Genomic DNA, 25,861 nt, shown 5'->3' with positions numbered 1-25,861 from the left:
AGAGCATCCGATTCGGTCACGGTCCGGCGTCGGTTCGGTCGCCGCCTGTGACCGTCGCGAAACAGCCGCCGGGTGGTGCGCGGCACGGCTTCGCGCAGCGCGTAATCACCAGGGCGGCGCAGGGCGGAGGCCGTCCACTAGCCTTTCCGGATAGCGAAGCAGTCAGCGACGGTACGACGAAAGGGTTCAAGCGTGGAGGTCAAGATCGGTGTCTCGGACAGCCCACGCGAGCTCGTCCTCAACAGCGCACAGACGCCCAGTGAGGTCGAGAAACTGGTGACCGACGCACTCTCGGGGGGTGCGGGCGGCGTGCTGGCTCTATCCGACGAGAAGGGCCGGCGGTACCTGGTGCAGACGACCCGGATCGCCTATGTGGAGATCGGCGCCGCCGACGTGCGGCGGGTCGGGTTCGGTGTGGTCGGCGCGGAGGCCATCAAGAACGGGTGAGCGGCACGTGGGACAGCCCGCCCCACGCGAAGTGCACGGTGCCGTCGACCGCATCGTCTTTCGAGATCGGTCGTTCGGCATCGAGCCAGTAGCGGGCACAGTCCACGCTGATGGCCACCAGGCCCACCGCGATCATCCGGGCCCGGTGCGCCTCCAGCCCCGAGTCGCGGCTGATCAGGTCGAACACGGCGTCGGTGCAGGCCTCGGTGGCCACTTTCACCTGAGCGGCCACCTGCGGCTCGGTGGTGTAGTCGTTCTCGAAGATCAGCCGGTAGCCCTGGCTGTCGTGCTCGATGAAATCGAAGAAGGCCTGAACGGCCGCGCGCAGCCGCTGCCGGTTGTCGGTCGTGGTTCGCAGCGCCTGGCGCACACCGGAGACCATGTTGTCGACATGGCGCTGCAGAACCGCGAGGTACAGCTCGAGCTTCGACGAGAAGTGTTGATAGAGAACCGGTTTGCTCACTCCGGCGCGGTCGGCGATCTCGTCCATGCCTGCGGCGTGGTAGCCCCGGTCGACGAAAACCTCGCTCGCAGCGATCAGTAACTGCCCGCGGCGCTCGTCGCGAGGAAGTCGATTGCCGCGCCGGTTGTTGCCGGTGGTGCCCTTGGGCCCGGTGCCGTTGGCGGGCTTGTCGCCTCTCCTCTCAGCGGTGTTGGCGAGATCGCTCATCAAGTCCTCAATCTGGATTCGGCTGGCACGCTTGGTGGTGCTCAGCCCAGGCGCGCATCGTTTCGACACTACTACCGATGGTCCGAGCTGCGCGTCACCACACCTGCCGTGCAGGCGGTGGCGCGCCGGAAACTCAAGTCCACGGGTCTGTGCCATCCTGTTTTCGTGACCTACGACCCCCGGGCGCGTGGCGGACCCACGGGTCCTGAGCGTCGCGGGGACGGCCGGGTCCCGGCGGTGCGCACGGAGTGGCAGGATCCGCGGCGCGCCCACCGCGATCCGCTGCGCGCTCAGCGCGACCCGCTGACCGAGGACAGCGGGCGCGCCCGGTCCAACCGCGACGAGCGCAGACACTGGCGCAAACAGACGTGGGTCGGCCGGTTCGTCTCGACGTACGGGTGGCGGGCGTACGCGCTGCCGGTGCTCGCGGTGCTCACCGTCGTCGTCATCTATCAGACCGTCACCGGCACCAGCGTGCCGCAGCAGGCCGCCGATGAGGAGGGCCCGGTCCAGGGCCCCCCGACGATCGGCGTGGCCAGCACCGCGATCGTCGGCGCGCCGCCCCGCGGGCTCACCCAGTTCGACGCCAACCTGCCGACCGGGATCCTGCCCGCCGGCGGGCCGTTCACCGAGGCCGGCGCCCGGACCTGGCACATCGTTCCCGGCACCTCGCCGCAGGTCGGGCAGGGGACCACCAAGAACTTCACCTACACCGTCGAGGTGGAGGACGGACTCGACACGACCGGGTTCGGCGGTGACGAGGGTTTCGCTCGGATGGTCGACCAGACGCTGGCCAATCCGAAGAGCTGGACCCACAACCCTCAGTTCGCGTTCACCCGGATCGACGCCGGGGTGCCCGACTTCCGGGTGTCGCTGACCTCACCGCTGACCATCCGCGAGGGCTGCGGCTACGACATCCCGCTCGAGGCGTCCTGCTACAACCCGGCTTATCTCGGCGACCAGCCCCGGGTGTTCATCAACGAGGCGCGCTGGGTGCGGGGCGCGGTGCCGTTCCAGGGTGACATCGGGTCCTACCGGCAGTACGTCATCAACCACGAGGTCGGTCACGCGATCGGCTACCAGCGCCACGAATCCTGCCTCGAGAACGGGGCGCTGGCGCCGATCATGATGCAGCAGACGTTCTCCACCGCCAACGACGACGCCGCGCGGTTCGACCCGGAGACCGTGCGCGCCGACGGGCTGACGTGCCGCTTCAATCCCTGGCCGTATCCGATCGCCTGACGGGAAGCCTGCGGGCATCTCCGGTGTTGTGCCAGGTGCCTATTGTGAAGGTGACTCGACCGCTGTGGTCGACGCACCGCAGATTCTGAGGGAGATACCGGTGTCCGGGAATGTGGGATTGCCTCCGCTGGTGGAGCCGGCGGGCGAACTGACCCGCGAAGAGGTCGCACGCTACAGCCGTCACCTGATCATTCCCGACCTCGGTGTCGACGGACAGAAGCGGCTCAAGAACGCCAAGGTGCTCGTGATCGGCGCCGGCGGCCTGGGCTCGCCGACGCTGCTGTACCTGGCCGCGGCCGGGGTGGGCACCATCGGCATCGTCGAATTCGACGTCGTCGACGAATCCAACCTGCAGCGCCAGATCATCCACGGCCAGTCCGACATCGGGCGGTCCAAGGCCCAGAGCGCGCGCGATTCGGTGCTCGAGATCAACCCGCTGGTGGAGGTGCGGCTGCACGAGGTGCGGCTGGAGCCCGACAACGCCGTCGAACTGTTCTCGCAGTACGACCTCATCCTCGATGGCACCGACAACTTCGCCACCCGCTACCTGGTCAACGACGCCGCGGTGCTGGCCGGTAAGCCCTACGTCTGGGGTTCGATCTACCGGTTCGAAGGCCAGGTGTCGGTGTTCTGGGAGGACGCGCCGGCCGACGAGGACGGCAACGAGCGGGGCCTCAACTACCGCGACCTCTACCCCGAACCGCCGCCCCCGGGCATGGTGCCGTCCTGCGCCGAAGGTGGCGTGCTGGGCATCCTGTGCGCGTCGATCGCGTCGGTGATGGGCACGGAGGCCATCAAGCTGATCACCGGCATCGGCGAACCGCTGCTCGGCCGCCTGATGGTGTACGACGCGCTGGACATGACGTACCGCACGATCAAGATCCGCAAGGATCCCGCGACGCCGAAGATCACCGAACTGATCGACTACGAGGCCTTCTGCGGCGTGGTTTCCGAGGCGGCCGCCGAGGCCGCCGCCGACTCCACCGTCACCCCGCGGGAACTGCGCGAGCTGATCGACGCGGGTAAGCCGGTGGCGCTGATCGACGTGCGCGAGCCGGTCGAGTGGGACATCAACCACATCGAGGGCGCCGAGCTGATCCCGAAGTCGGCGATCGAGGCGGGCGACGGGCTCGCGAAGCTGCCGCACGACCGGATCCCGGTGCTGTACTGCAAGACCGGGGTCCGCTCCGCGGAGGCGCTGGCCGCGGTGAAGCGGGCCGGGTTCTCCGATGCGCTGCACCTGCAGGGCGGCATCGTGGCGTGGGCCCGGCAACTCGAGCCCGACATGGTGATGTACTGATCGGCGTTTGATCTCAGCCCGGCAACGGCTCGGCGACACAGCAGGTCAGCGCGTCAATTGTCGGCACTGTCACCGGTAACCTGACGCTGTGAGCACCGAGCGCCCGCCCGACCACGTCCTGGCCGCGTTCGGACTCGTCGGCGTGCGCCCGGTACCGCTCGGATCGAGCTGGGAGGGCGGCTGGCGCTGCGGCGAGGTCGTGTTGTCGATGATCGCCGACCACGCCCGGGCCGCCTGGTCGGCGAAGGTGCGCGAGACGCTGTTCGTCGACGGGGTGCGGCTGGCGCGGCCCGTGCGATCCACCGACGGGCGTTATGTCGTGGCCGGTTGGCGGGCCGACACGTTCGTCGCCGGCACTCCGGAACCCCGGCATGACGAGGTGGTGTCCGCGGCGGTGCGGCTGCACGAGGCCACCGCGAAACTCGAGCGGCCGCGGTTCCTCACCCAGCCGCCCGTGGCGCCGTGGGCCGACGTCGACGTGTTCATCGCCGCGGACCGCGCGGCCTGGGAGGAGCGTCCGCTGCACTCCCTGCCGCCGGGTGCGCGGGTGGCACCTGGCTCGTCCGACGGGCAACGCTCGATCGAACTGATCAATCAGCTCGCCACCCTGCGGCGGGTCACCAAGAGCCCGAGCCAGCTGGTGCACGGCGATCTCTACGGGACGGTGCTGTTCGCCGGTGCCGCCGCGCCGGGGATCACCGACATCACGCCGTACTGGCGGCCGGCATCGTGGGCGGCGGGCGTGGTGGTCGTCGACGCGTTGTCGTGGGGTGAAGCCGACGACGGCCTGATCGAGCGCTGGGCGTCGCTGCCGGAGTGGCCGCAGATGCTGTTGCGCGCGTTGATATTCCGGCTCGCCGTCCATGCCCTGCACCCGCGGTCGACGGCCGCGGCGTTCCCCGGTCTGGCGCGGACCGCGGCGCTGGTGCGGCTGGTGCTCTAATCAGAAGGTGTGGCGCACCTCGCGCAACGGCACCCGGCCGTCGACGGCGAGCACCCCTTCGGCGCGCAGCAGTTCGAGTTGGCGGGTGGCCAGGTGCGGCGCGGGCCGCCCGCTCGCGCCGATCACCCGGTGCCACGGCAGGTCCGACGAGTCGGTGCGCATGATCCAGCCGACGATGCGCGGGCTCGACAACTCGGCGGCGTCGGCGATGTCGCCGTAGGTCGCGACCCGTCCCGGTGGGATCCGGGCCACCAGCGCGCGCACGGCCTCCACCTGTTCGTCGGTGATGGCCGCCACGGTCAGCGCCGTTCGAGGTGCTCGCGGATCACCGCGGCCGTCTCCGCCGGTTTCGCCTGACCCACCATGTGGTCGCAATCCCATTGCAGCACAGTCAGATCCGGTCCGAGTGCGGCATCGAGCGCGGTGAGCAGCTCATCGGTGGCGTACGGCGGGTCGGTGCGCGTCGCGCGGATCAGCGTCGTGGGCGTCCCGTCGCGCGGCAGCGTGACCGGCCGGGCCAGCTCACTCCAGTACGACATCATCGCCGGCATGCTGATCCGCCATCCGCTGCGGCCGTTCGGCAGCGAGATCAGGTGCTCGTCGAGTTCGCGGTCCACTTCGGCCGCATCGACCTCCCCCCACGACCCGGACACCTTCTCCGCCCGCGCCTCGGCCCGGTCGGTGTAGTCGGGGGAGGCGAACATCTCGTCGGCGATCTCGCGCATCCACTCACCGTCGAGGCCCACCGCCGGGTCGAGCAGCACCAGCCCCGACACCAGGTCCGGACGCGCGGCCGCCAGGGCCAGGGCGACCGCGCCACCGAAGGAGTGGCCGGCCACCACGACCGGCCCGCCTCCGTCGGCGTCGAGCAGGGCGGCGAGCGCCTCGGTGTTGGCGTCCAGCGTCCACGGCGCCGCCCACGTCGACCTGCCGTGGCCGATCAAGTCCGGTGCGGCCACGGCGAACTCGGGCAGGTACCGCTCCGCCAGCGTCTGCCAGCGCTGACCATGGCCGGTCAAACCGTGCACGGCCAGCAGCTGCGCGGGTGCGGAGGGACCGTAGCGGTGCACATGCAGGCTCACCTCGACGATGGTGCCAGCCGGCACCGACGGGGACTTGTCGGACCCCCGTGATGTCATGCCCTCATGACCGCACCGGACGTCGAGTCGCCCGTCACCGACCGCACCGATCCCCGCACGCTGCTGGGGCCCGGGCAGCGCGGTGTGGTGCGGGTCCTCGGGGGTCCGGGGACCGGAAAGTCGACGCTGCTCGTCGACGCCGCCGCCGCGCACATCGCCGCCGGCGCCGATCCGGAATCGGTTCTGCTCCTGACCGGTTCGGCGTCCCTGCGGTCGGCGGCACGCGCCGCGGTGACCCGCAGACTGCTCGAGGGCGGCGCCCGCCAGGTGGTCCGTGAACCACTCGTCCGCACCATCCACTCGTACGCGTTCGCGGTGCTGCGGCTCGCCGCCCAGCGCAACGGTGATGCGCCGCCGCGGCTGATCACCAGCGCCGAACAGGACGGCATCATCCGCGAACTGCTCGCCGGTGACCTCGAGGACGGTGACCGATCGCCGGTCGCGTGGCCGGCCGCGCTGCGCCCGGCGCTCGCCACCGCGGGTTTCGCGACCGAACTGCGCGATCTGATGGCCCGGTGCACCGAACGCGGTGTGGATCCCGTTGCACTGCAACGGCTCGGGCGGTCGTCGCGTCGCCCGGAGTGGGCGGCGGCGGGCCGGTTCGCCCAGGCCTACGAGCAGATCATGCTGTTGCGCTCGGCGGTCGGCATGGCCGCACCCCAGGCGACCACACCGGCCCTCGGGGCCGCCGAACTGGTCGGCGCCGCGTTGGAGGCATTGGCGACGGATGCCGACCTGCTCGCCGCCGAGCGGACCCGCATCGGCCTGCTGCTGGTCGACGACGCCCAGCACCTCGATCCGCAGGCCGCGCTGCTGGTGCGGGTACTGGCCGCGGGCGCCGATCTCACGGTGCTCGCCGGCGACCCCGACCAGTCGGTGTTCGGTTACCGCGGTGCCGATCCGGCCCTCCTGCGCGCCGACGACGGACTCGCGGTCACGCTGACGCGGTCCCACCGTTGCGCACCCGCGGTGGCCCGGGCGATCACCGGTATCGCCAAGCGGCTGCCCGGTCAGCGTGCCGAGCTCGTGGGCTCGGGACCCGAGGACGGTTCGGTCGCGGTGCGGATCGCCGCCACCGCCCATGCCGAATCGGCGCTGATCGCCGATGCGCTGCGCCGCGCGCACCTGGTCGACGGCGTCCCATGGTCACAGATGGCCGTCGTCGTGCGCTCGCTGCCCCGTGCCGGTGCCTCGCTGGCGCGTGCGCTCACCGCGGCGGGGGTGCCCGTCGATCTGCCCGCCGCCGCGCCATTGGCCGACGAGCCGGCCGTACGTGCGCTGCTGACGGTGCTCGAGGCCACCGCCGACGGGGTGACCGGCGCCCACGCGGAGGCGCTGCTGGCCGGTCCGATCGGCCGAGTCGATCCGGTCACCATGCGTCAGCTCCGTCGTGCGCTGCGCCGCGCCGACGGCAGCCGGCCACCGCGGGAGTTCGCCGACCTGCTCGTCGCCGCGCTGACCGGTCCGCCGCCGGAGGTCTCGGCGGAACTGCAGCGACCACTGCGCAGGGTGCGGTCTGTGCTGTCGGCCGCCCGCCGCAGCGTCGAGGACGGGCTCGACCCGCGGCACACGCTGTGGCAGGCGTGGCATCGCAGCGGGCTGCAGCGGCGGTGGCTCGCGGCGAGCGAGCGCGGCGGCGCCGCGGGCGCACAGGCCGACCGGGACCTGGACGCGGTCACCGCGCTGTTCGACGTCGCCGACCAGTACGTCACCCGTACCACGGGCGCCTCGCTGCGCGGTCTCCTCGATCACGTGCACACGCTCGGGCTGCCGCCCGCGCGCCGCGGCGAGCAGCGCACCCCGCAGGCCGTCGCCGTGCTCAGTGCACATGCCGCACTGGCCGGCGAATGGGAGGTCGTCGTGATCGCGGGGCTCCAAGAAGGATTGTGGCCCAACACCATTCCCCGCGGCGGGGTCCTGGGCACCCAGCGCCTTGTCGACGTGCTGGACGGGGTGATCGATTCCGCCGACCGGGCGGTGTCCACCCGCGCACCGCTGCTCGCCGAGGAACGCCGGTTGCTGATCGCGGCCCTTGGGCGGGCCCGCCGTCGCGTCCTGGTGACCGCGGTCGACAGCGACTGCGGTGACGAGGCGATGCTGCCGTCGCCGTTCTGTCAGGAGCTGACGGCGCTGGCCACCGATCCGGGCGACGGTCCGGCGGTTCCCGTCCGGGCGCCGCGGGTGCTCGCACCGTCCGCGCTGGTGGGCCGGTTGCGGGCGGTGGTGTGCGCGCCTGACGGCGCCGTCGAGGATGCGGCCCGCGAATGCGCGGCGGCGCAGCTGGCCCGGTTGGCGGCCGCCGGTGTGCCCGGCGCCGATCCCGGCCAGTGGCACGCGATGACGGCGCTGTCCACCGAGGAGCCGCTGTGGGGCGACGATCAGCAGGTCGTCACGTTGTCGCCGTCGACGCTGCAGACGCTCGCCGACTGTCCCCTGCGCTGGCTGCTCGAGCGCCACGGCGGGCGCGACGGCCGCGACGTGCGGTCGGCGGTGGGGTCGCTGCTGCACGCGCTGGTGTCCGAATCGGGCAGGACCGAGAGCCAGCTGCTCAACGACCTCGAAAGGGTTTGGGACGATCTGCCGTTCGAGGCGCAGTGGTTCGCCGCCAACGAGCTGACGCGCCACCAGGCGATGCTGTCGGCGTTCGAGCAGTGGCGTGCCCAGACCCGCCGTGAGTTGACCGAGGTGGGCACGGAGATCGACGTCGACGGCGTCATCTGCGAATCCGCGGACGGTGTGCCCGCCGTCCGCGTGCGCGGCCGCCTCGACCGGTTGGAGCGCGACAGTGCCGGCCGGCTGGTGGTCGTCGACATGAAGACCGGGAAGAGCCCGGTCACCAAGGACGACGCCCAGCGGCACGCCCAGTTGGCGATGTACCAGCTGGCCGTCGCGGCGGGACTGCTCGCCGACGGTGAGGTGCCCGGCGGCGGCAAGCTGGTCTATCTGGGCAAGTGCGGCGCGGCAGGCCCGACCGAGCGGGAGCAGGACGCGTTGACCGCCGACACCGCCGAGCAGTGGCGCAGGGATGTCGGCGCGGCGGCCGCGGCCACGCGGGGACCCTCGTTCGCCGCGCGGGTCAACGACAGCTGCTCGCACTGCCCGGTGCGCAGCAGCTGCCCCGCCCAGGCTGCCGGAGAGCGCGCATGACCGACCGGTACAGTCCCGCCGAGTTGGCTTCTGCGCTCGGCCTTTTCGCCCCGACCGACGAGCAGGCGGCGGTGATCGCCGCGCCGCCGGGGCCGGTCGTGGTGATCGCCGGTGCCGGGGCGGGAAAGACCGAGACCATGGCCGCACGGGTGGTGTGGCTGGTCGCCAACGGATACGCGACGCCGGGGCAGGTCCTCGGGCTGACCTTCACCCGCAAGGCCGCCGGTCAGTTGCTGCGCCGCGTGCGCACGCGACTGGCGCGGCTCGCCGGGGCGGGGTTGGTGCCCGCGGGCGCGGCCGGGTCGGACGCCGTCGACGACCCGCCGACGGTCAGCACGTATCACGCGTTCGCCGGGACACTGTTGCGCGAACACGGGCTGCTGCTGCCGATCGAACCGGAAACCCGCCTGATCACGGCGACCGAGATGTGGCAGCTGGCCCACCGGGTCGTCTGCGAGCATCCCGGCCCGCTCGAGATCGACAAGACTCCGGCGGTGGTCACCTCGATGGTGCTGCGCCTCGCCGGTCAACTCGCCGAACACCTCGTCGACACCGACGAGTTGCGCGACACCCACGTCGAACTCGAGCGCCTGGTGCACACGTTGCCCGCCGGCCCCCATCAGCGGGACCGGGGGCCCAGCCAGTGGTTGCTGCGCATGCTCGCCACCCAGACCGAGCGCACCGAGCTCATCCCGCTGATCGACGCGCTGCACCGTCGTATGCAGGACGAGAAGGTGATGGACTTCGGGATGCAGATGGCCGCCGCCGCCCGGCTCGCCGCCGCCTTCCCGCAGGTCGGCGTGCAACTGCGGGAGCGGTACCGCGTGGTGCTGCTCGACGAATACCAGGACACCGGACACGCGCAGCGCGTGGCGTTGTCGGCGCTGTTCGGCGGCGGTGTCGACGACGCTCTGGCCCTCACCGCGGTCGGCGATCCGATCCAGTCCATCTACGGCTGGCGGGGCGCGTCCGCGACGAACCTGCCCCGCTTCGCCACCGACTTTCCGCGCTCCGACGGCAGCCCCGCGCCCACGCTGGAACTGCGCACCAGTTGGCGGAATCCGCCGAGCACACTGCACCTGGCCAACGCGGTGTCCGCCGAGGCGCGGCAGCGGTCGGTGGCGGTCCGGTCGTTACGGCCCCGTCCCGGTGCCGAACCCGGGACCATCCGGCTCGCCCTGCTCAACGACGTTGCACTGGAGCGCGATTGGGTGGCCGATGCGGTCGCGGATCGCTACCACGCCGCGCGCGCCGAAGGGCAGCCGCCACCCACGGCGGCGGTGCTGCTGCGCCGCAACGCCGATGCGGCACCGATGGCCGATGCGCTCACCGCCCGCGGTGTTCCCGTCGAGGTGGTCGGACTGGCCGGCCTGCTCGGGATCACCGAGGTCGCCGACGTGGTGGCGATGCTGCGCCTGGTCGCCGATCCCACCGCGGGGGCGGCGGCGGTGCGCACCGTGACCGGTCCGCGGTGGCGGCTCGGCGGCCGCGACATCGCGGCGCTGTGGCGGCGCGCCGTCGACATCGACGGCGCCGGGAGCGCGGGTCCGGATGCCACCGCGGCGCAGATCGTGGCGCGGGCCGCACCGGATGCCGACGCCGCGTGCCTGGCCGATGCGATCTGCGATCCCGGACCCGCCGAACGGTATTCGGCGGAGGGGTATCGCCGCATCGTCGCCCTGGGCCGCGAATTGACCTCGTTGCGCGGCCATCTCGGCTTGCCGCTGCCCGATCTCGTCGCGGAGGTGCGCCGGGTGCTCGGTGTCGATGCCGAGGCCCGCGCGGGGATGCCGGTAGCCGCGGGCTGGTCGGGCACCGAGCACCTCGACGCGTTCGTCGACGTCGTCGCGGACTACGCGAGCCGCCCGGGCGCCACGATCGACGGGTTGCTCGCCTATCTCGATGCGGCGGTGGAGGTCGAGAACGGCCTGGCGCCAGCGGAGCTCGCGGTCTCGACGGAGCGGGTGCAGATTTTGACCGTGCACGCCGCCAAGGGGTTGGAGTGGCAGGTCGTGGCGGTGCCGCACCTGAGCGGTCGTATCTTCCCGTCGACCGCGCAGACCCGCACGTGGCTGTCCGACCCGGCCGAGCTGCCCCCGCTGCTGCGCGGCGACCGTGCGACCACCACCGACCACGGCGTGCCCGTGCTCGACAGTTCCGACGTCAACGATCGAAAGATGCTGGGCGACAGGATCAACGATCACAAACGTCACCTCGAGCAGCGCCGCGTCGATGAGGAACGGCGGCTGCTGTACGTGGCGCTGACGCGCGCCGAGGACACGCTGCTCCTCTCGGGACACCACTGGGGCGGTACGGAGGGCAAGCCGCGCGGCCCGTCGGAATTCCTCGAGGAACTCAAGGGCATCATCGAGCAGGCTGATCAGGACGGTCAGCCGTGCGGGGTCGTCGAACAGTGGGCACCGCCACCGCCGGACGGCGAGAGAAACCCGTTGCGCGACAACGTCAAAGAGGTGCTCTGGCCGGCCGACCCGGCCGGTGACCGGCGGGCGGTGGTGGACCGGGGCGCCGAACTGGTGGCCCGCGCGATGGCGGACCCGACCGTGACCGCCGAGGATGTGGACGGCTGGGCAGCCGACGTGGACGCGCTGCTCGCCGAACGTGAGCGCGCAGCCCAGAAGACGCCGCTGACACTGCCGAATGAGGTGTCGGTCAGCACGCTGGTGGATCTGAGCACCGATCCCGACGCTGTGCTGTCGCGGTTGAACCGGCGGGTGCCCGCGCGCCCCGATCCCCACGCCTCGCTGGGGACGGCGTTCCACGACTGGGTGCAGCGCTACTTCGGCGCGGAGCGGTTGTTCGACCTCGACGATCTGCCCGGCGCGGTCGACAGCGACACCCGGCGCGTCGAAGCCGAACAGCTCACCGAACTGCAGACGTCGTTCATGGTGTCCCCGTGGGCCGCTCGTACACCGCTCGACGTGGAGGTGCCGTTCGACATGGTCATCGGCGAGACCATGGTGCGGGGCCGCATCGACGCGGTGTTCGCCGACGACGACGGCGGCGCCACGGTCGTCGACTGGAAGACCGGGGCACCGCCGGACAACCCGGCCGCCGCGCAGCACGCCGCGATCCAGCTCGCCGTCTACCGGCTCGCGTGGGCCGCGCTCAGTGGCTGCCCGGTGGAGCGGGTGCGGGCGGCGTTCCACTACGTCCGCTCAGGCCGGACGGTGCGCCCAGCGGATCTGCCCGACGTCGACCACCTCGCGGCACTGCTGCGCGGGCCGCAGCCGGCGGGTCAGGAAGCGCGGTAGATCTTCAGCGCCTGGGTGATCATCGGAACCTGCAGCGGCAGCCGTGCGAGCGCCACGATCCGCATCGGCCACGGCTTGTCCCACCACAACCGGACCATGTTGACGTTGCCGGGGAACACTCCGACGTACAGCGCGATCGCGGCCAGCGCGCCGGCCTTGCGGGTCTGCGGCGCCGCGAGCGCCGCGGCGACACCGAGTTCTGCCACTCCCGACGCGTAGGTGTAGAACCGCGGGCTGCCGGGCAACTCCGCCGGGATGATGCCGTCGAAGGGCTTGGGTGTGACGAAGTGCAGGGTGCCGATGCCGACCAGCATCGCCGCCATGCGCTTGGCCAGTTTGGACCCGGCGTCGCGCTGCAGTACGGCTGAGGGAGAGGTCATGATTACATTGTGCTGGTGCGGGAGCCCCAACCGGTGACGGACCCTCGTGGCTAAGGGACGACTGCGGCGACGCCTCGCCGCCATCGAGCAAGATTTGACGAGCCAGCCGGATGCGGCACTGGTGGATATCCTGCGGATCCCCGAGCCGTTCATCAGCCCGACCCAGCGCATCATCCGGCGCATCATCTACGCGGCCGGCGCCCTGTTCGCCGCGGTGATCATCGTCTACCTCGATCGGCACGGCTACCGCGACATCGAGAGCTCACCGGAGGCGAGCGATCCGCTGTCATTCCTCGACTGCGTGTACTACGCGACGGTGTCGCTGTCGACCACCGGCTACGGCGACATCACACCGGTGACCGAATCGGCCCGGCTGATCAACGTCCTGGTGATCACGCCGTTGCGGGTGGCCTTCCTGATCGTGCTGATCGGTACGACGGTGGAGACACTGACCAGCCAGTCGCGCCAGGCGTTGAAGATCCAGCGATGGAGGAGCAGAGTGCGCAATCACACCGTGGTGATCGGCTACGGCACCAAGGGCCGAACGGCGGTCGCCGCGATGGTCGGTGACGAGGTCGCGCCGGCCGACATCGTCGTCGTGGACGAGAACTCGACCGCGCTGGAACGGGCGAAGAGCGCCGGTCTGGTCACCGTGCACGGCGACGCGACCAAGGCCGAAGTGCTGCGGCTGGCCAGTGCGCAGCACGCGAAGTCGATCATCGTCGCCACCGACAACGACGCGAGCGCGGTGCTCGTCACCCTCACCGCCCGCGAACTCGCGCCCAACGCGAAGATCATCGCCGCGGCCCGTGAGGCGGAGAACCAGCACCTGCTGCGCCAGTCGGGCGCCGACTCCACCGTGGTGTCGTCGGAGACGGCCGGCCGCCTGCTGGGCATCGCCACCCAGACCCCGAGCGTGGTCGAGATGATGGAGGACCTGCTCACCCCCGACGCCGGATTCGCGATCGCCGAACGCGAGGTCACCCCCAAAGAGGTGGGCGGCTCGCCGCGCCATCTGCACGACATCGTGCTCGGGGTGGTGCGCAACGGCGGACTGGTCCGCGTCGACGCGCCCGAAGTGGACGCGCTCGAGACCGGCGACCGGCTGCTCTACATCCGCAGCGCCGACGGGGAGCGATGAGCGGTTTCGACGCGCTGCGCAACATTCCCCTGTTGTCGCGGGTCGGCGCCGACCGCGCCGACCTGCTCCGCACCGACGTGGAGGCGGCCGCGGCCGGATGGCCCGATGCGCTGCTGCTGCGGGTGGACCGCCGCAACCAGGTGATGATCGCCGGCGGGCAGGTCGTGCTGGGGCCGGCGAGCGCGCTCGGCGATGCCCCGCCCGAGCACGCCGTCTTCCTCGGCCGGCTGCGCGACGGCCGCCACGTGTGGGGTGTCCGGGCGCCGCTGGAGCCGCCGGAGGACGGATCCGACGCCCAGGTGCTCGACCTGCGGCGGGCCGGCGAGATCTTCGACGACACCAGCGCGCAGTTGGTGGCCACCGCGACCGCGCTGCTCAACTGGCACGATCAGGCGCGGTTCAGCCCGGTCGACGGCACGCCGACCAAGGTGGCCAGGGCAGGCTGGGCGCGGGTGAACCCGCTCACCGGCCAGGAGCACTTCCCCCGCATCGACCCCGCGGTGATCTGCCTCGTGCACGACGGCCACGACCGGGCGGTGCTCGCCCGCCAGGCGGTTTGGCCCGAGCGGTTGTTCTCGATCCTCGCCGGCTTCGTCGAGGCCGGGGAGTCCTTCGAGACCTGCGTGGCCCGGGAGATCGCCGAAGAGGTCGGGCTGACCGTGACCGATGTGCGGTACCTCGGCAGCCAGCCGTGGCCGTTTCCGCGGTCGCTGATGGTCGGCTTCCACGCGATCGGCGACCCCGAGCAGCCGTTCTCGTTCAACGACGGCGAGATCGCCGAGGCGGGGTGGTTCACTCGCGCCGAGATCCGCACCGCCCTGGCGGAGGGGGACTGGAACGCCGCCACGAACGGCACGTCGTCGTCGCGGCTGTTGCTGCCCGGATCCATCTCGATCGCCCGCGAGATCATCGAGTCCTGGGCGGCGCTGGACTGACCCGACTGCGCGGACCTACCCCGCGAGTTTGGCCTTGACGTCCTTGATGCTCGGGTTGGTCAGCGCCGAACCGTCGGGAAACTTGACGGTGGGCACCGTCTGGTTCCCGCCGTTGACCGACATCACGAAGTCCGCGGCGGCGGGGTCGCGTTCGATGTCGACCTCGGTCCAGGAGATGCCCTCGGCCTGCAGCGCCTTCTTGAGCCGGACGCAGTAGCCGCACCAGGTGGTGGTGTACATGGTCAGTTGTGCGGTGTCAGCGCTCATAAGTCATGCAACGTATCCGATGCCCACGACATGCCCGACACGGACCGGGCGGTTGTCGGTGCACCCTGCCAAGATGGGTCCCATGTCCGTCGAGGTCCCCACCTCGTCGCGGGAACGGCTGCTCGCCGACCTCGACGAGGAGCAGCGCGAGGCCGTCCTGGCGCCTCGGGGCCCGGTGTGCGTGCTGGCCGGCGCCGGTACCGGGAAGACCCGCACCATCACCCGCCGCATCGCCCACCTCGTCGCGGCGGGCCACGTCGCGCCCGGGCAGGTGCTGGCCGTGACGTTCACCTCGCGTGCCGCGGGGGAGATGCGCGCCCGGTTGCGTGCCCTCGACCAGGAGGCCGGCGGGGTCGGCACGGGTGCGGTGCAGGCGATGACGTTCCACGCCGCGGCCCGTCGCCAGCTGCGCTACTTCTGGCCCCGCGTCGTCGGCAACACCTCGTGGGAGCTGCTCGACAGCAAGTTCTCGGTGGTCGCCCAGGCCGCCAACCGCGCCCGCGTGCAGGCCGCCACCGACGACGTGCGGGACCTGGCCGGGGAGATCGAATGGGCGAAGGCGTCGCTGATCAGCCCGGAGGCCTACGGCGCCGCCGTGGCGAAGGCGGGCCGCGACATCCCGATGGACGCCGCGAAGGTGGCCGCCGTCTACGCCGGCTATGAAGCGCTCAAGGCCCGCCACGACGGCACGGCGCTCCTCGACTTCGACGACCTGCTGCTGCACACCGCCGCCGCGATCGAGAACGACGCCGCCGTCGCCGCGGAGTTCCGCGACCGGTACCGCTGCTTCGTCGTCGACGAATACCAGGACGTCACGCCGCTGCAGCAGCGGGTGCTCGACGCGTGGCTCGGCCCGCGTGACGACCTGACCGTCGTCGGCGACGCCAACCAGACCATCTACTCGTTCACCGGGGCCACCCCGCGCTACCTGCTGGACTTCTCCCGCCGGTTCCCCGAGGCCGCGGTGATCCGGCTGGAACGGGACTATCGCTCGACACCCCAGGTCGTGTCGCTGGCCAACCGGGTGATCGCGGCGGCACGCGGGCGCATGGCGGGCAGCAAGCTGCACCTCGTCGGGCAGCGCCCGCCCGGTCCCGCGCCGGCGTTCGCCGAACATCCCGACGAGGTCGCCGAGGCGGCTGCCGTCGCGAAGGACATCAAGCGGCTGCTCGCCGCAGGCACTCCGGCCGCCGAGATCGCGGTGCTCTACCGCATCAACGCCCAGTCGGAGGTCTACGAGGAGGCGCTCACCGAGGCCGGCATCGCGTTCCAGGTGCGCGGTGGTGAGGGGTTCTTCAGCCGCCAGGAGATCCGCCAGGCGCTGGTCGCCCTGCAGCGCGCCGCCGAACGCGACGTCGAAGGCGAGGTCGCCGTTGTCGTGCGGGCGGTGCTCGAACCGCTCGGGCTCACCGCCGAAGCGCCGGCCGGCACCCGCGCCAGGGAACGCTGGGAGGCGCTGACCGCGCTGGCCGACCTGGTCGACGAGGAAGTCGCCCTGCGTCCGGGTCGGGACCTGCGCGGGCTGGTCACCGAACTGCGTCAGCGGGCCGACTCCCGGCACCCACCGGTGGTTCAGGGCGTCACGCTGGCGTCGCTGCACGCCGCCAAGGGTCTGGAGTGGGATGCGGTCTACCTCGTCGGTCTGGCCGACGGCACCCTGCCGATCTCGCACGCGCTGACCCACGGCGCCGACAGTGAGCCGGTGGAGGAGGAACGCCGGCTTCTCTACGTCGGGATCACCAGGGCGCGAGTGCATCTCACGCTGAGCTGGGCGCTGGCCCGCGCACCCGGAGGTCGCCAGGGTCGGCGGCCGTCGCGGTTCCTCAACGGCGTGGCGCCCAACACGGCCGCCGAGTCATCCCCGAACAAACCGCGCCGCGCGCGGGGCGCGACTCCGCGCTGCCGTGTGTGCAACGAGCAGCTGACCACGCCCGCGTCGATCATGTTGCGCCGCTGCGAGACCTGCTCGTCGGACATCGACGAGCAGCTGCTCGGCGCGCTCAAAGAGTGGCGGCTCAAGACGTCGAAGGAGCTCGGCGTCCCGGCCTTCGTCGTGTTCACCGACAACACGCTGATCGCGATCGCCGAGTCGCTGCCCACCGATGAGGCGGCGCTGGTCGCCATCCCGGGGATCGGCGCGCGCAAGCTCGAACAGTACGGCGCCGATGTGCTCGCGTTGGTCAACGCCCGCGGCTGAGGCTGCCACGCAACGCAAAGATTCCGCCAAAACCGCTGGTAGAAAATAACTTGTGCGGTTCGGCTGCTAAGCTCTAGCCTCAAGATCACACGTTGGGCGGAGAGAAGAGAGGAGGGTGCCCGGATCATGGACAGCAATTTCGAGTTCGGTGGCGTAGCCGTTGCCGGCATGTGGCGCACCCTTCGAGCCGTCGCTCCGCACTCCGTTGCCGCGCATTCCGCGCACGCTCCGGCGCACGCGTCGGCTGGCATCCCGGCCCGTATTCCAGCGATGCCCGCCGCTGCCATTCCCGCGCAGCGCAAGCGCCGTGCCGCTACCGCCGCGACCCGCACGTCCGTGGAGCGGGGTCTTATCTAGGTAAGCCCCCACCAAGCCGATAGGCCACGGACCCGCAGTCGCCGGATCCGTGGCCACAGTCTTTTCAGGGGACTTTCTCCTCGAAGACCTGGTCCGCAGATCCAGCCAAGACAGATGGCCGAGGAAACAACGACCAGGAAGCAGGAAGTTCATGTCTGTGGAGACATGCCTCGAGAGGGTGCTACCGGAACTGCCATGCCACGTCGGAGACCCCGACCTGTGGTTCGCCGAGAGCCCTGCCGATCTCGAACGCGCCAAGACGCTGTGCGCGGATTGCCCGATCCGCCGGGAGTGCCTGGCGGCCGCCCTCGAGCGCCAGGAACCGTGGGGTGTCTGGGGTGGCGAGATCTTCGACCGAGGCAACATCGTCGCGCGTAAGCGGCCACGTGGCCGCCCGCGCAAGAACGCCGAACGGAATCCGGCGGCGGCCTAGCCGCCGCCGGGTTCACCCGGTCAGGCCGCGTCCTCCGCAAAACCCGGAATCAGTTCCGTGGCAAGCGCTTTCGTGGGGATGTAGGCGTCAAGCTGACAGGAGATCGCGACGTTCGACGCGATCACCCGCATCGGGATCGCCAGCTTGGCCGGAACGTCCATCTGACGCACCGTCTTGATCTGCTGCACCGAGCGGTCCATGTTGACCGCCGCCATCTTCTGCAGCCACTTACGGGTGTAGTGGAACACCTCGACCTCGAGGGGTTCGACGTACTGGCGCAGCATGTCGTCGACGTCCTGGGCGGAGACCTGTTCACCGCGCTGGATGAAGCCGATCTTCTCCAGGGTCGGCAGCAGCCTGTCGTAATCCTTGGCCAGCGCGTACCGCACCGCCATGCCCAGTTCGACGGGGATGCCGCCCGGCAGCGGTGCCACCGCGCCGAAGTCGATGACGCCCATCTTCCCGCCGGGCATCAACATGAAGTTCCCGGGGTGCGCGTCGCCGTGCATCATCTCCAGCCGGCGCGGCGCGTCGTAGGTCAGCTCGAACAGCCGCGTCCCCATCAGGTCGCGTTGCTCCTGCGTGCCGTCGCGGATGATGTGCGACATCGGGATGCCGTCGATCCACTCGGCGATCACCACCTTCGGCGCGCTGGCGACGACCGCGGGCACCACGAAGTGCGGGTGGTCGCGGTAGGCCTTGGCGAACGCCCGCTGGTTGTCGGCTTCGAGCCGGTAATCCAGTTCCATCTCGGTGCGCTCGATGAGCTCGTCGACCACGCCCTCCACGTCGGCGCCGGGGGAGAGCTGTTTGAGCACGCTGACCATGCGCTGCATGGTCTTCAGGTCGGCGCGGAGCGCTTCGTCGGCACCCGGGTACTGGATCTTGACCGCGACCTCGCGGCCGTCGGACCACACGGCCTTGTGCACCTGGCCGATGCTGGCCGAGGCGATCGGCTTGTCGTCGAAGGAGGCGAACCGTTCCCGCCACTTGGTGCCGAGTTGCGCGTCCAGGACGCGGTGCACCTTGGCGGCGGGCAGCGGTGGCGCGTCCTTCTGCAGTTTGGTCAGGGCCTCCCGGTACGGCTTGCCGTACTGCTCCGGGATGGCGGCTTCCATCACCGACAGGGCCTGGCCGACCTTCATCGCGCCGCCCTTGAGCTCACCGAGCACGGTGAACAGCTGCTGCGCCGCCTTGTCCATCAATTCGGCGTTGACCTCGTCGCGGGACTTGCCGGTCAGCCGTTTGCCGAAGCCCAACGCCGCGCGCCCGGCCATGCCGACCGGAAGGCTCGCCAGCTTCGCGTTGCGGGCAGCACGCCCGCGTCTGATGTCGTCAGCCACCAGTCCATCATCCACGACGCCGCGCGGCGGACTGGAATGAACAGGCCGCAGCCGGTTTCAGCAGGTGCAGCGGGGATGCCGGGACCACCGTCGCACCACGGTGGTGCGGGTGCCGACGTCGAATTCCCAGGTGGTGTCCGTGACGGCGACTTCGGCCGCACCCGCCGCGTCGCCGGTGTCACGGATCGCCCGCAGTACCCGGTGGATCTGGTCGAGCGCGACCCCCGCGGTGGCCAGCACCGTTGCCCGGTCGGCGCTGCCGACGGTGCCGCGCAGTTGCGCCGCGACGGCCGGCCACGCCGCATCGCGGTCGCTGCGGTGCAGATCGGCGCAGGCCAGACAGCTGGTGCGACCGGGAAACACGAGCGGGCCGACCAGCCCCGAGCCGTCGCGCATCCGGACGGGAAGGTGCGCCAGGCGCGCGGTGTGCAGATCGCGCACCACCCGCGGTTCGGCCACCAGGTAGTCGGTCAGCACCACCAGGTCGGTGGCGTCCGGCGGGGCGGGCGCCTTCGGGGACCGGGAGTGCGCCACGCGGGCCCCCGAACAGCGCAGGCTTGCCACCAGCAGGTCCGACAGCGGTCCGCGGCCGTGGATGCGGACACTCGGCGTGCGGGCGCAGCCGACCGGAGCGACCGTCACGACGCCGGCGTCGACGAGTCCGGCGACCAGCTCGGCGAGGTCCGCGGGGTCGGCGGTTCCGCACCGGCTCGCCTCGGCGTAGAGGTCGGCCATCGTCATGCCGGACTGCAGCGCCCGCAGCAGGTCGGCCAGTGCAGCGGCGCTCAGCCCGGCGGGCGGGCGCACGAGCATCGCGCGGCGCGGATCCCAACCCACCTGAACCGCACCGTCGGGCCGCGACAGCACCGGCAGTGCGGTGTTGAGCACGTAGCGGGGCATCGCGGCAGGAGACATGGAAGGACTCTGCCACGGGGCAGCCATCGCGCCCCGCGCTCATCCACAGGGCTGTGGATAACTAGTTCTTCGCGTCTCCAGGACCGTGGTCGGGATCCGCGTCGCGGCCCTTGTCCTGGTCGACGTCGGGGTCGGCTTCGAGGTCGGCTTCGAGGTCGCTGAAGGCCGCCTCGATCGCGCTGTCCATCCCGCTGGTGTCGCCGCCGACGATCCGGTCGATGAACGCGGCCGGTTCGTCGAGGTCGTCGGACGACGGGAGCAGATCGGGGTGTTGCCACACGCCGTCACGGGCGTCGGCGCCGACCGCCTCGGTGAGCCGCTCCCACAGCACCGCGGCCTCGCGCAGCTTGCGGGGACGCAGTTCCAGGCCGACCAGGGTGGCGAACGTCTGCTCGGCCGGCCCGCCGGTGGCCCGCCGGCGCCGTAGCGTCTCGGACAGCGCGCCGGTGCCGGGGATGCGGTCACCGAGTGCGGCGGTGACGACGGTCTGCACCCAGCCCTCGATGAGGGCGAGCAGCGTCTCGAGCCGTTCCAGCGCCGCGACCTGCTCGGGGGTGGCCTTGGGTTCGAAGATGCCCTGGTTGAGCAGCTGCTCCATCTGGGTCGGGTCGGTGAGCGCGGCCGGGTTGATGCCCTGGGCGAGGTCTTCGATCCCGCTCATGTCGACCTTCATGCCACGCGCGAACGCCTCGACCGCCGACAGCAGCTGACTCGCCAGCCACGGCACGTGACTGAAGAGCCGATGGTGTGCGGCCTCGCGCGCGGCGAGAAATGTCAGGACCTCGCTGCGCGGCTGCTCGAGCCCCTCGGAGAACGCCTCGACCGCCTCGGGCAGCAGCGCCGCCACGCCCTTGGGGCCGAGCGGCAGCCCGATGTCGGTCGACGTCAGGACTTCCTTGGAGAGCGTGCCGAGCGCCTGGCCGAGCTGGGAACCGAACGCCATCCCGCCCATCTGCGACATCATCGCCAGCAGCGGTCCGGCCATCGCGCGGGCTTCCTCGGGCAGCGCCGAGGCCCACACCGTCGAGATCTGCTCGGCCACCGGGTCGCACAGCCGCTTCCAGGTGTCCAAGGTGTTGTCGATCCAGTCGCTGGGCGTCCAGGCCACCGCGCGGCTGGTGCCCGCGGGCAGCGGGGTGACGCCGTCGAGCCAGGTTTCGGCCAGGCGCACCGCGTCGGCGATCGCCGACGCGGTCTGTTCGGGCACCGGTGCCACGAACCCGATGGCACTCGAGGCGAGCTGTCGGGCGAGGTCGTAGTTCACCGGTCCGGACTGGGGTCCGCCGGCGGTGACATTGCCTGCGCCGCTGAACATCTCACCGAGTTTGGTGAAGATCTGGCCCAGGTCGGACATGTCGAACCCGGCCCCGCCCTGCCCGAACATCGAGCCGAACGGATCCGACGGCGAACCGCCCTGGCCGGACCCCCCGTCGGGGTCCTTCTTGCGTTTGTCTCGCTCCGGGTCGTCACCCGAGGAGAAGCCGAAGGGCAGGTCAGCCATGCCGTCAACGGTACTCACCGGTGCGCGGTGGTGCGGTGCGCCGGGTCACGCTTTCAGTGAACGGGTCGGGCGCTCCCTTACTGTGGGCGGCGTGAACAGGCGGATTTTGACGCTGCTGATCGCGCTCGTCCCGGTCGTGGCCTTCGGCGTGCTGCTCTCTGCGGTGACGGTCCCGTTCGTCTCGCTGGGTCCCGGACCGACCTTCGACACCCTCGGCGAGGTCGACGGCAAGCAGGTCGTCGACATCACCGGCACCGAGGTCAAGCCGACCTCGGGGCATCTGAACATGACGACGGTGTCGCAGCGCGACGGGCTCACATTGGCCCAGGCGCTGGCGCTGTGGATGTCGGGCCGGGAACAGTTGGTGCCGCGCGAACTCGTCTACCCGCCCGACAAGAGCAAGGACGAGATCGATCAGGCCAACTCCGCCGACTTCCGCAACTCCGAGGACAACGCCGCGTACGCCGCGCTGTCGTTTCTGAAGTACCCGCGTGCGGTGACCGTCGAGAACGTGACCGACCCCGGTCCGTCGGTGGGCAAGCTGGAGGACGGGGACGCGATCGACGCGGTCAACGGCAGACCGGTCGCCAACGTCGACGAGTTCCAGGCGCTGCTGAAGGCGACCAAGCCCGGCGACGAGGTGGTTCTCGACTTCCGGCGCAAGGACGAGAAGAACCCGATCGGCACCGCCACCGTCACACTCGGCACCAATCCCGACCGCGATTACGGCTACCTCGGGATCGGGGTCATCGACGCACCGTGGGCGTCGTTCGACATCGACTTCAATCTGGCCAATATCGGTGGTCCCTCGGCGGGCCTGATGTTCAGCCTGGCGGTGATCGACAAGTTGACCTCGGGCGACCTCAACGACGGCAAGTTCGTCGCGGGCACCGGCACCATCACCGGCGACGGGGAGGTCGGTTCGATCGGCGGCATCACCCACAAGATGCTGGCGGCCCGCGACGCGGGCGCCACGGTGTTCCTCGTGCCCGCCGACAACTGCGCCGAAGCCAAGTCGGACCCGCAGGACGGGCTGGAACTGGTGAAGGTGGGCACACTCACCGAAGCCGTCGACGCGCTCAATACGATTTCCGCTGGTGGCGAACCACCCCGCTGCTGATCAAACGCTGCGCGGTCAATGCGTAGAGTTGGGGCACGTCGGTGACGACGTCCCCTTTCCCGTGAGCGAAACTGGAGACATCAAGTGGGTATGCGGCCCGCGGCGAGGATGCCGAAGCTGACCCGACGAAGCCGGATCCTGATCGGCATCGCCTTGGCAGTGGTGCTGCTGCTGCTGATCGGACCGCGGTTCATCGACGCGTACGTGAACTGGCTGTGGTTCGGCGAACTCGGGTACCGCTCGGTGTTCACCACGGTGCTGTTCACCCGCGTCAGCGTGTTCCTGATCGTCTGCCTGGTGATCGGCGCGATCGTCTTCGCCGGCCTCGCGCTGGCGTATCGGACGCGACCGGTGTTCGTTCCGACCGTCGGCCCCAACGATCCGATCGCCCGCTACCGCACCACCGTGATGTCGCGGCTGCGCCTGTTCGGCATCGGCATCCCCGCGTTCATCGGCATCCTGTCCGGCATCGTCGCGCAGAGCTACTGGGTGCGCATCCAGCTGTTCCTGCACGGCGGCGAATTCGGCGTCACCGACCCGCAGTTCGGGCTCGATCTCGGGTTCTACGCGTTCGAGTTGCCGTTCTACCGGCTGGTGTTGAGCTACCTGTTCGTCGCGACGTTCCTGGCCTTCGTCGCGAACCTGCTCGGCCACTACCTGTTCGGCGGTATCAGGCTGACCGGCCGCACCGGTGCGCTCAGCCGCTCGGCGCGCATCCAGCTGGTTTCGCTGGTCGGAACGCTGGTGCTGCTCAAGGCGTTCGCGTACTGGCTGGACCGTTACGAGCTGCTCAGCCACACCCGCGGCGGCAAACCGTTCACCGGCGCCGGCTACACCGACATCAACGCCGTGCTGCCGGCCAAGCTGATCCTGCTGGCGATCGCGGTGATCTGCGCGGTGGCCGTGTTCTCCGCGATCGTGCTGCGCGATCTGCGCATCCCGGCGATCGGCGTGGTGCTGCTGCTGCTGTCGTCGATGGTCGTCGGCGCCGGCTGGCCGCTGGTCGTCGAGCAGTTCAGCGTCAAACCCAACGCCGCGCAGAAGGAAAGCGAATACATCGCGCGCAGTATCACCGCCACGCGGCAGGCCTACGGGCTCACCGATGAGACGGTGACCTACCGCGACTATCCGGGCAACGCGCCCGCGACCGCGCAGCAGGTCGCCGCCGACCGGGCGACGACATCGAACATCCGGGTGCTGGACCCCAACATCGTCAGCCCCGCGTTCACCCAGTTCCAGCAGGGCAAGAACTTCTACTTCTTCCCCGACCAGTTGGCGATGGACCGCTACCGCGACGCCGACGGGAACCTGCGCGACTACGTCGTCGCCGCCCGCGAGCTCAACCCGGACCGGTTGATCGACAACCAGCGGGACTGGATCAACCGGCACACCGTCTACACCCACGGCAACGGGTTCATCGCCTCCCCGGCGAACACCGTGCGCGGGATCGCCAACGACCCGAACCAGAACGGCGGCTACCCCGAGTTCCTCGCCAGCGTGGTGGGCGCCAACGGCAACGTCTCCTCACCAGGTCCCGCGCCGCTGGATCAGCCCCGCATCTACTTCGGCCCGGTCATCGCCAACACCGCATCGGACTACGCGATCGTCGGTGAGAACGGCGGCCCGCGGGAGTACGACTACGAGAACAACGTCGAGACCCGCAACTACACCTACACCGGCTCCGGTGGCGTGCCGATCGGCAACTGGCTGACCCGAAGCCTGTTCGCCGCGAAGTTCGCCGAGCGCAACTTCCTGTTCTCCAACGTCATCGGCGAGAACAGCAAGATCCTGTTCAACCGCGATCCGGCCGACCGGGTGGAGGCCGTCGCCCCCTGGTTGACCACCGACACCACCGTCTACCCGGCGATCGTCAACAAGAAGATCGTGTGGATCGTCGACGGCTACACCACGCTGGACAACTACCCGTACTCGGAGCTGACGTCGCTGTCGTCGGCCACCGCGGACTCCAACGAGGTCGCCGTCAACCGGTTGGCGCTCAACAAGCAGGTGTCCTACATCCGCAACTCGGTGAAGGCCACCGTCGACGCCTACGACGGCACGGTGACGCTGTACGCCCAGGACGAGAGCGATCCCGTGCTGCAGGCGTGGATGAAGGTGTTCCCGGACACGATCAAGCCGAAGAGCGAGATCTCCCAGGAGCTGCAGGAGCACCTGCGCTACCCCGAGGATCTGTTCAAGGTGCAGCGCGCGCTGCTGGCGAAGTACCACGTCGACGATCCGGTGACGTTCTTCTCGACGTCGGACTTCTGGGACGTCCCGCTGGACCCGAACCCGACGGCCAGCAGCTTCCAGCCGCCGTACTACATCGTGGCCAAAGACCTCGCGGAGAACAACACTTCGGCCGCGTTCCAGCTGACCAGCGCGATGAACCGGTTCCGCCGTGACTTCCTCGCCGCGTACATGAGCGCCAGCTCCGATCCGGAGAACTACGGGCGGATCACGGTGCTGACCATCCCGGGTCAGGTGAACGGTCCGAAGCTGGCGTTCAACGCGATCAGCACCGACACCGCGGTGTCACAGGACCTCGGTGTGATCGGCCGCGACAACCAGAACCGCATCCGGTGGGGCAACCTGCTGACGCTGCCGGTCGGTCCGGGCGGTCTGCTGTACGTGGCGCCGGTGTACGCCTCGCCGGGCACCAGTGACGCGGCGTCGACGTACCCGCGCCTCATCCGGGTGGCCATGTTCTACAACGATCAGGTCGGCTACGGCCCGACGGTGCGGGACGCGCTCACCGACCTGTTCGGTCCGGGCGCCGACGCCACGGCGACCGGTCCCGCACCGGCCAACCTGCCCGACGGTCAGCAGCCCGCCGCGCGGCCCCCGGCCGACGGCCAGCAGCCGGCGGCGCAGCCTCCGGCCAACCAGGCCGGGCAGGCTCCCGCGTCCCCGCCCGCGGCCGCCGTGCCGGGGCCGACGGGACCGCAGCAGCTGTCGCAGGCGAAAGCCGAGGCGCTGCAGGACGTCCAGGAGGCGATGAGCGGTCTGCAGGACGCCCAGCGCAACGGTGACTTCGCCCAGTTCGGCGAGGCGCTGCAGCGGCTGGACGACGCGATGAACAAGTACTCGCAGACGCGCTGAGCGAACGCGG

Annotated in this window: 20 protein-coding genes; 12 read left to right on the top strand and 8 right to left on the bottom strand. The window is 70.4% G+C overall.

The window, feature by feature from the left end; all coding sequences use genetic code 11:
* Window positions 1-192: 192 nt before the first annotated feature.
* The gene (locus G6N30_RS13700) at window positions 193-447 is read left to right on the top strand and encodes a DUF3107 domain-containing protein (RefSeq protein WP_134053626.1); all 255 of its coding nucleotides are present in this window, start codon (window positions 193-195) and stop codon (window positions 445-447) included.
* Here G6N30_RS13700 and G6N30_RS13695 read toward each other — a convergent pair.
* Complete coding sequence (locus G6N30_RS13695; protein ID WP_134053624.1) at window positions 434-1,117, bottom strand: HTH-type transcriptional activator FasR; 684 nt, start codon at window positions 1,115-1,117, stop codon at window positions 434-436. The genes G6N30_RS13700 and G6N30_RS13695 overlap by 14 nt on opposite strands.
* Before the next feature lie 165 nt (window positions 1,118-1,282).
* Here G6N30_RS13695 and G6N30_RS13690 point away from each other — a divergent pair, with 165 nt between their 5' ends.
* The 3 genes from G6N30_RS13690 to G6N30_RS13680 all read left to right on the top strand — a co-directional run bounded on the left by G6N30_RS13690 (window position 1,283) and on the right by G6N30_RS13680 (window position 4,602).
* Window positions 1,283-2,359, top strand: a complete 1,077-nt coding sequence (locus G6N30_RS13690) for a DUF3152 domain-containing protein (protein ID WP_407664653.1) — start codon at window positions 1,283-1,285, stop codon at window positions 2,357-2,359.
* Between the two features lie 118 nt (window positions 2,360-2,477).
* On the top strand, window positions 2,478-3,659 hold the full coding sequence (gene moeZ, locus G6N30_RS13685) for an adenylyltransferase/sulfurtransferase MoeZ (protein ID WP_179965633.1): 1,182 nt from the start codon (window positions 2,478-2,480) through the stop codon (window positions 3,657-3,659).
* 88 nt (window positions 3,660-3,747) lie between these two features.
* Window positions 3,748-4,602 (top strand): TIGR02569 family protein, encoded by an 855-nt coding sequence (locus tag G6N30_RS13680; protein WP_134053620.1) that lies wholly within the window; start codon window positions 3,748-3,750, stop codon window positions 4,600-4,602.
* Here G6N30_RS13680 and G6N30_RS13675 read toward each other — a convergent pair whose 3' ends face one another.
* Entirely contained in the window at window positions 4,603-4,899 is a 297-nt protein-coding gene (locus G6N30_RS13675; RefSeq protein ID WP_134053618.1) for an MGMT family protein, read from the bottom strand. It lies immediately after the preceding gene.
* A 2-nt stretch (window positions 4,900-4,901) separates the two neighbouring features.
* A complete protein-coding gene (locus tag G6N30_RS13670) occupies window positions 4,902-5,741 on the bottom strand; it encodes an alpha/beta fold hydrolase (RefSeq protein WP_134053616.1) in 840 nt (279 codons plus the stop codon).
* 6 nt (window positions 5,742-5,747) lie between these two features.
* Between G6N30_RS13670 and G6N30_RS13665 the strand changes: the two genes are divergently transcribed.
* Both G6N30_RS13665 and G6N30_RS13660 read left to right on the top strand, forming a co-directional pair.
* Entirely contained in the window at window positions 5,748-8,888 is a 3,141-nt protein-coding gene (locus tag G6N30_RS13665; RefSeq protein WP_134053614.1) for an ATP-dependent helicase, read from the top strand.
* Window positions 8,885-12,160: an ATP-dependent helicase gene (locus G6N30_RS13660; RefSeq protein ID WP_134053612.1), complete on the top strand. Its 3,276-nt coding sequence runs from the start codon at window positions 8,885-8,887 to the stop codon at window positions 12,158-12,160. The genes G6N30_RS13665 and G6N30_RS13660 overlap by 4 nt, the downstream gene beginning before the upstream one ends.
* Here the strand turns inward: G6N30_RS13660 and G6N30_RS13655 are convergent.
* Window positions 12,145-12,540 carry a DoxX family protein gene (locus G6N30_RS13655; protein ID WP_163687576.1) on the bottom strand — a complete coding sequence of 132 codons (396 nt, stop codon included), beginning with the start codon at window positions 12,538-12,540 and terminating at the stop codon, window positions 12,145-12,147. The two genes, G6N30_RS13660 and G6N30_RS13655, sit on opposite strands and share 16 nt — an antisense overlap.
* 46 nt (window positions 12,541-12,586) lie before the next feature.
* On the opposite strand from G6N30_RS13655, the gene G6N30_RS13650 reads away from it, so the two are divergent.
* Both G6N30_RS13650 and nudC read left to right on the top strand, forming a co-directional pair.
* A complete protein-coding gene (locus G6N30_RS13650) occupies window positions 12,587-13,681 on the top strand; it encodes a potassium channel family protein (RefSeq protein WP_134053608.1) in 1,095 nt (364 codons plus the stop codon).
* The gene (gene nudC / locus G6N30_RS13645; RefSeq protein WP_134053606.1) at window positions 13,678-14,616 is read left to right on the top strand and encodes an NAD(+) diphosphatase; all 939 of its coding nucleotides are present in this window, start codon (window positions 13,678-13,680) and stop codon (window positions 14,614-14,616) included. Before G6N30_RS13650 ends, nudC begins: the two co-directional genes overlap by 4 nt.
* Window positions 14,617-14,631: 15 nt before the next feature.
* Here nudC and mrx1 read toward each other — a convergent pair whose 3' ends face one another.
* Complete coding sequence (mrx1, locus tag G6N30_RS13640) at window positions 14,632-14,883, bottom strand: mycoredoxin Mrx1 (RefSeq protein WP_134053604.1); 252 nt, start codon at window positions 14,881-14,883, stop codon at window positions 14,632-14,634.
* A 73-nt stretch (window positions 14,884-14,956) separates the two neighbouring features.
* Between mrx1 and G6N30_RS13635 the strand changes: the two genes are divergently transcribed.
* Together G6N30_RS13635 and G6N30_RS13630 are read left to right on the top strand one after the other, a co-directional pair.
* Window positions 14,957-17,080, top strand: coding sequence for an ATP-dependent DNA helicase UvrD2 (locus G6N30_RS13635; RefSeq protein ID WP_134053602.1), 2,124 nt, complete (start codon window positions 14,957-14,959; stop codon window positions 17,078-17,080).
* 508 nt (window positions 17,081-17,588) lie between these two features.
* Complete coding sequence (locus G6N30_RS13630; RefSeq protein WP_134053600.1) at window positions 17,589-17,870, top strand: WhiB family transcriptional regulator; 282 nt, start codon at window positions 17,589-17,591, stop codon at window positions 17,868-17,870.
* Between the two features lie 20 nt (window positions 17,871-17,890).
* Here G6N30_RS13630 and G6N30_RS13625 read toward each other — a convergent pair whose 3' ends face one another.
* From G6N30_RS13625 to G6N30_RS13615, 3 genes are all read right to left on the bottom strand, one after another.
* Complete coding sequence (locus G6N30_RS13625) at window positions 17,891-19,228, bottom strand: macrolide-binding ATPase MABP-1 (RefSeq protein WP_134053598.1); 1,338 nt, start codon at window positions 19,226-19,228, stop codon at window positions 17,891-17,893.
* Between the two features lie 42 nt (window positions 19,229-19,270).
* Entirely contained in the window at window positions 19,271-20,113 is an 843-nt protein-coding gene (locus G6N30_RS13620; RefSeq protein WP_134055260.1) for a bacteriocin biosynthesis cyclodehydratase domain-containing protein, read from the bottom strand.
* Between the two features lie 76 nt (window positions 20,114-20,189).
* Window positions 20,190-21,629 (bottom strand): zinc-dependent metalloprotease, encoded by a 1,440-nt coding sequence (locus G6N30_RS13615; RefSeq protein ID WP_163687573.1) that lies wholly within the window; start codon window positions 21,627-21,629, stop codon window positions 20,190-20,192.
* Window positions 21,630-21,720: 91 nt separating this feature from the next.
* Here G6N30_RS13615 and G6N30_RS13610 point away from each other — a divergent pair, with 91 nt between their 5' ends.
* Together G6N30_RS13610 and G6N30_RS13605 are read left to right on the top strand one after the other, a co-directional pair.
* A complete protein-coding gene (locus tag G6N30_RS13610; RefSeq protein ID WP_163687570.1) occupies window positions 21,721-22,749 on the top strand; it encodes a YlbL family protein in 1,029 nt (342 codons plus the stop codon).
* A gap of 84 nt (window positions 22,750-22,833) precedes the next feature.
* Window positions 22,834-25,851 (top strand): UPF0182 family protein, encoded by a 3,018-nt coding sequence (locus tag G6N30_RS13605; RefSeq protein WP_134053594.1) that lies wholly within the window; start codon window positions 22,834-22,836, stop codon window positions 25,849-25,851.
* The last annotated feature ends 10 nt before the right edge of the window (window positions 25,852-25,861 follow it).

The sequence above is a fragment of the Mycolicibacterium litorale genome (genome assembly GCF_010731695.1).
Lineage (GTDB): Bacteria > Actinomycetota > Actinomycetes > Mycobacteriales > Mycobacteriaceae > Mycobacterium > Mycobacterium litorale.
This window is presented reverse-complemented; position numbering and strand designations above follow the sequence as displayed.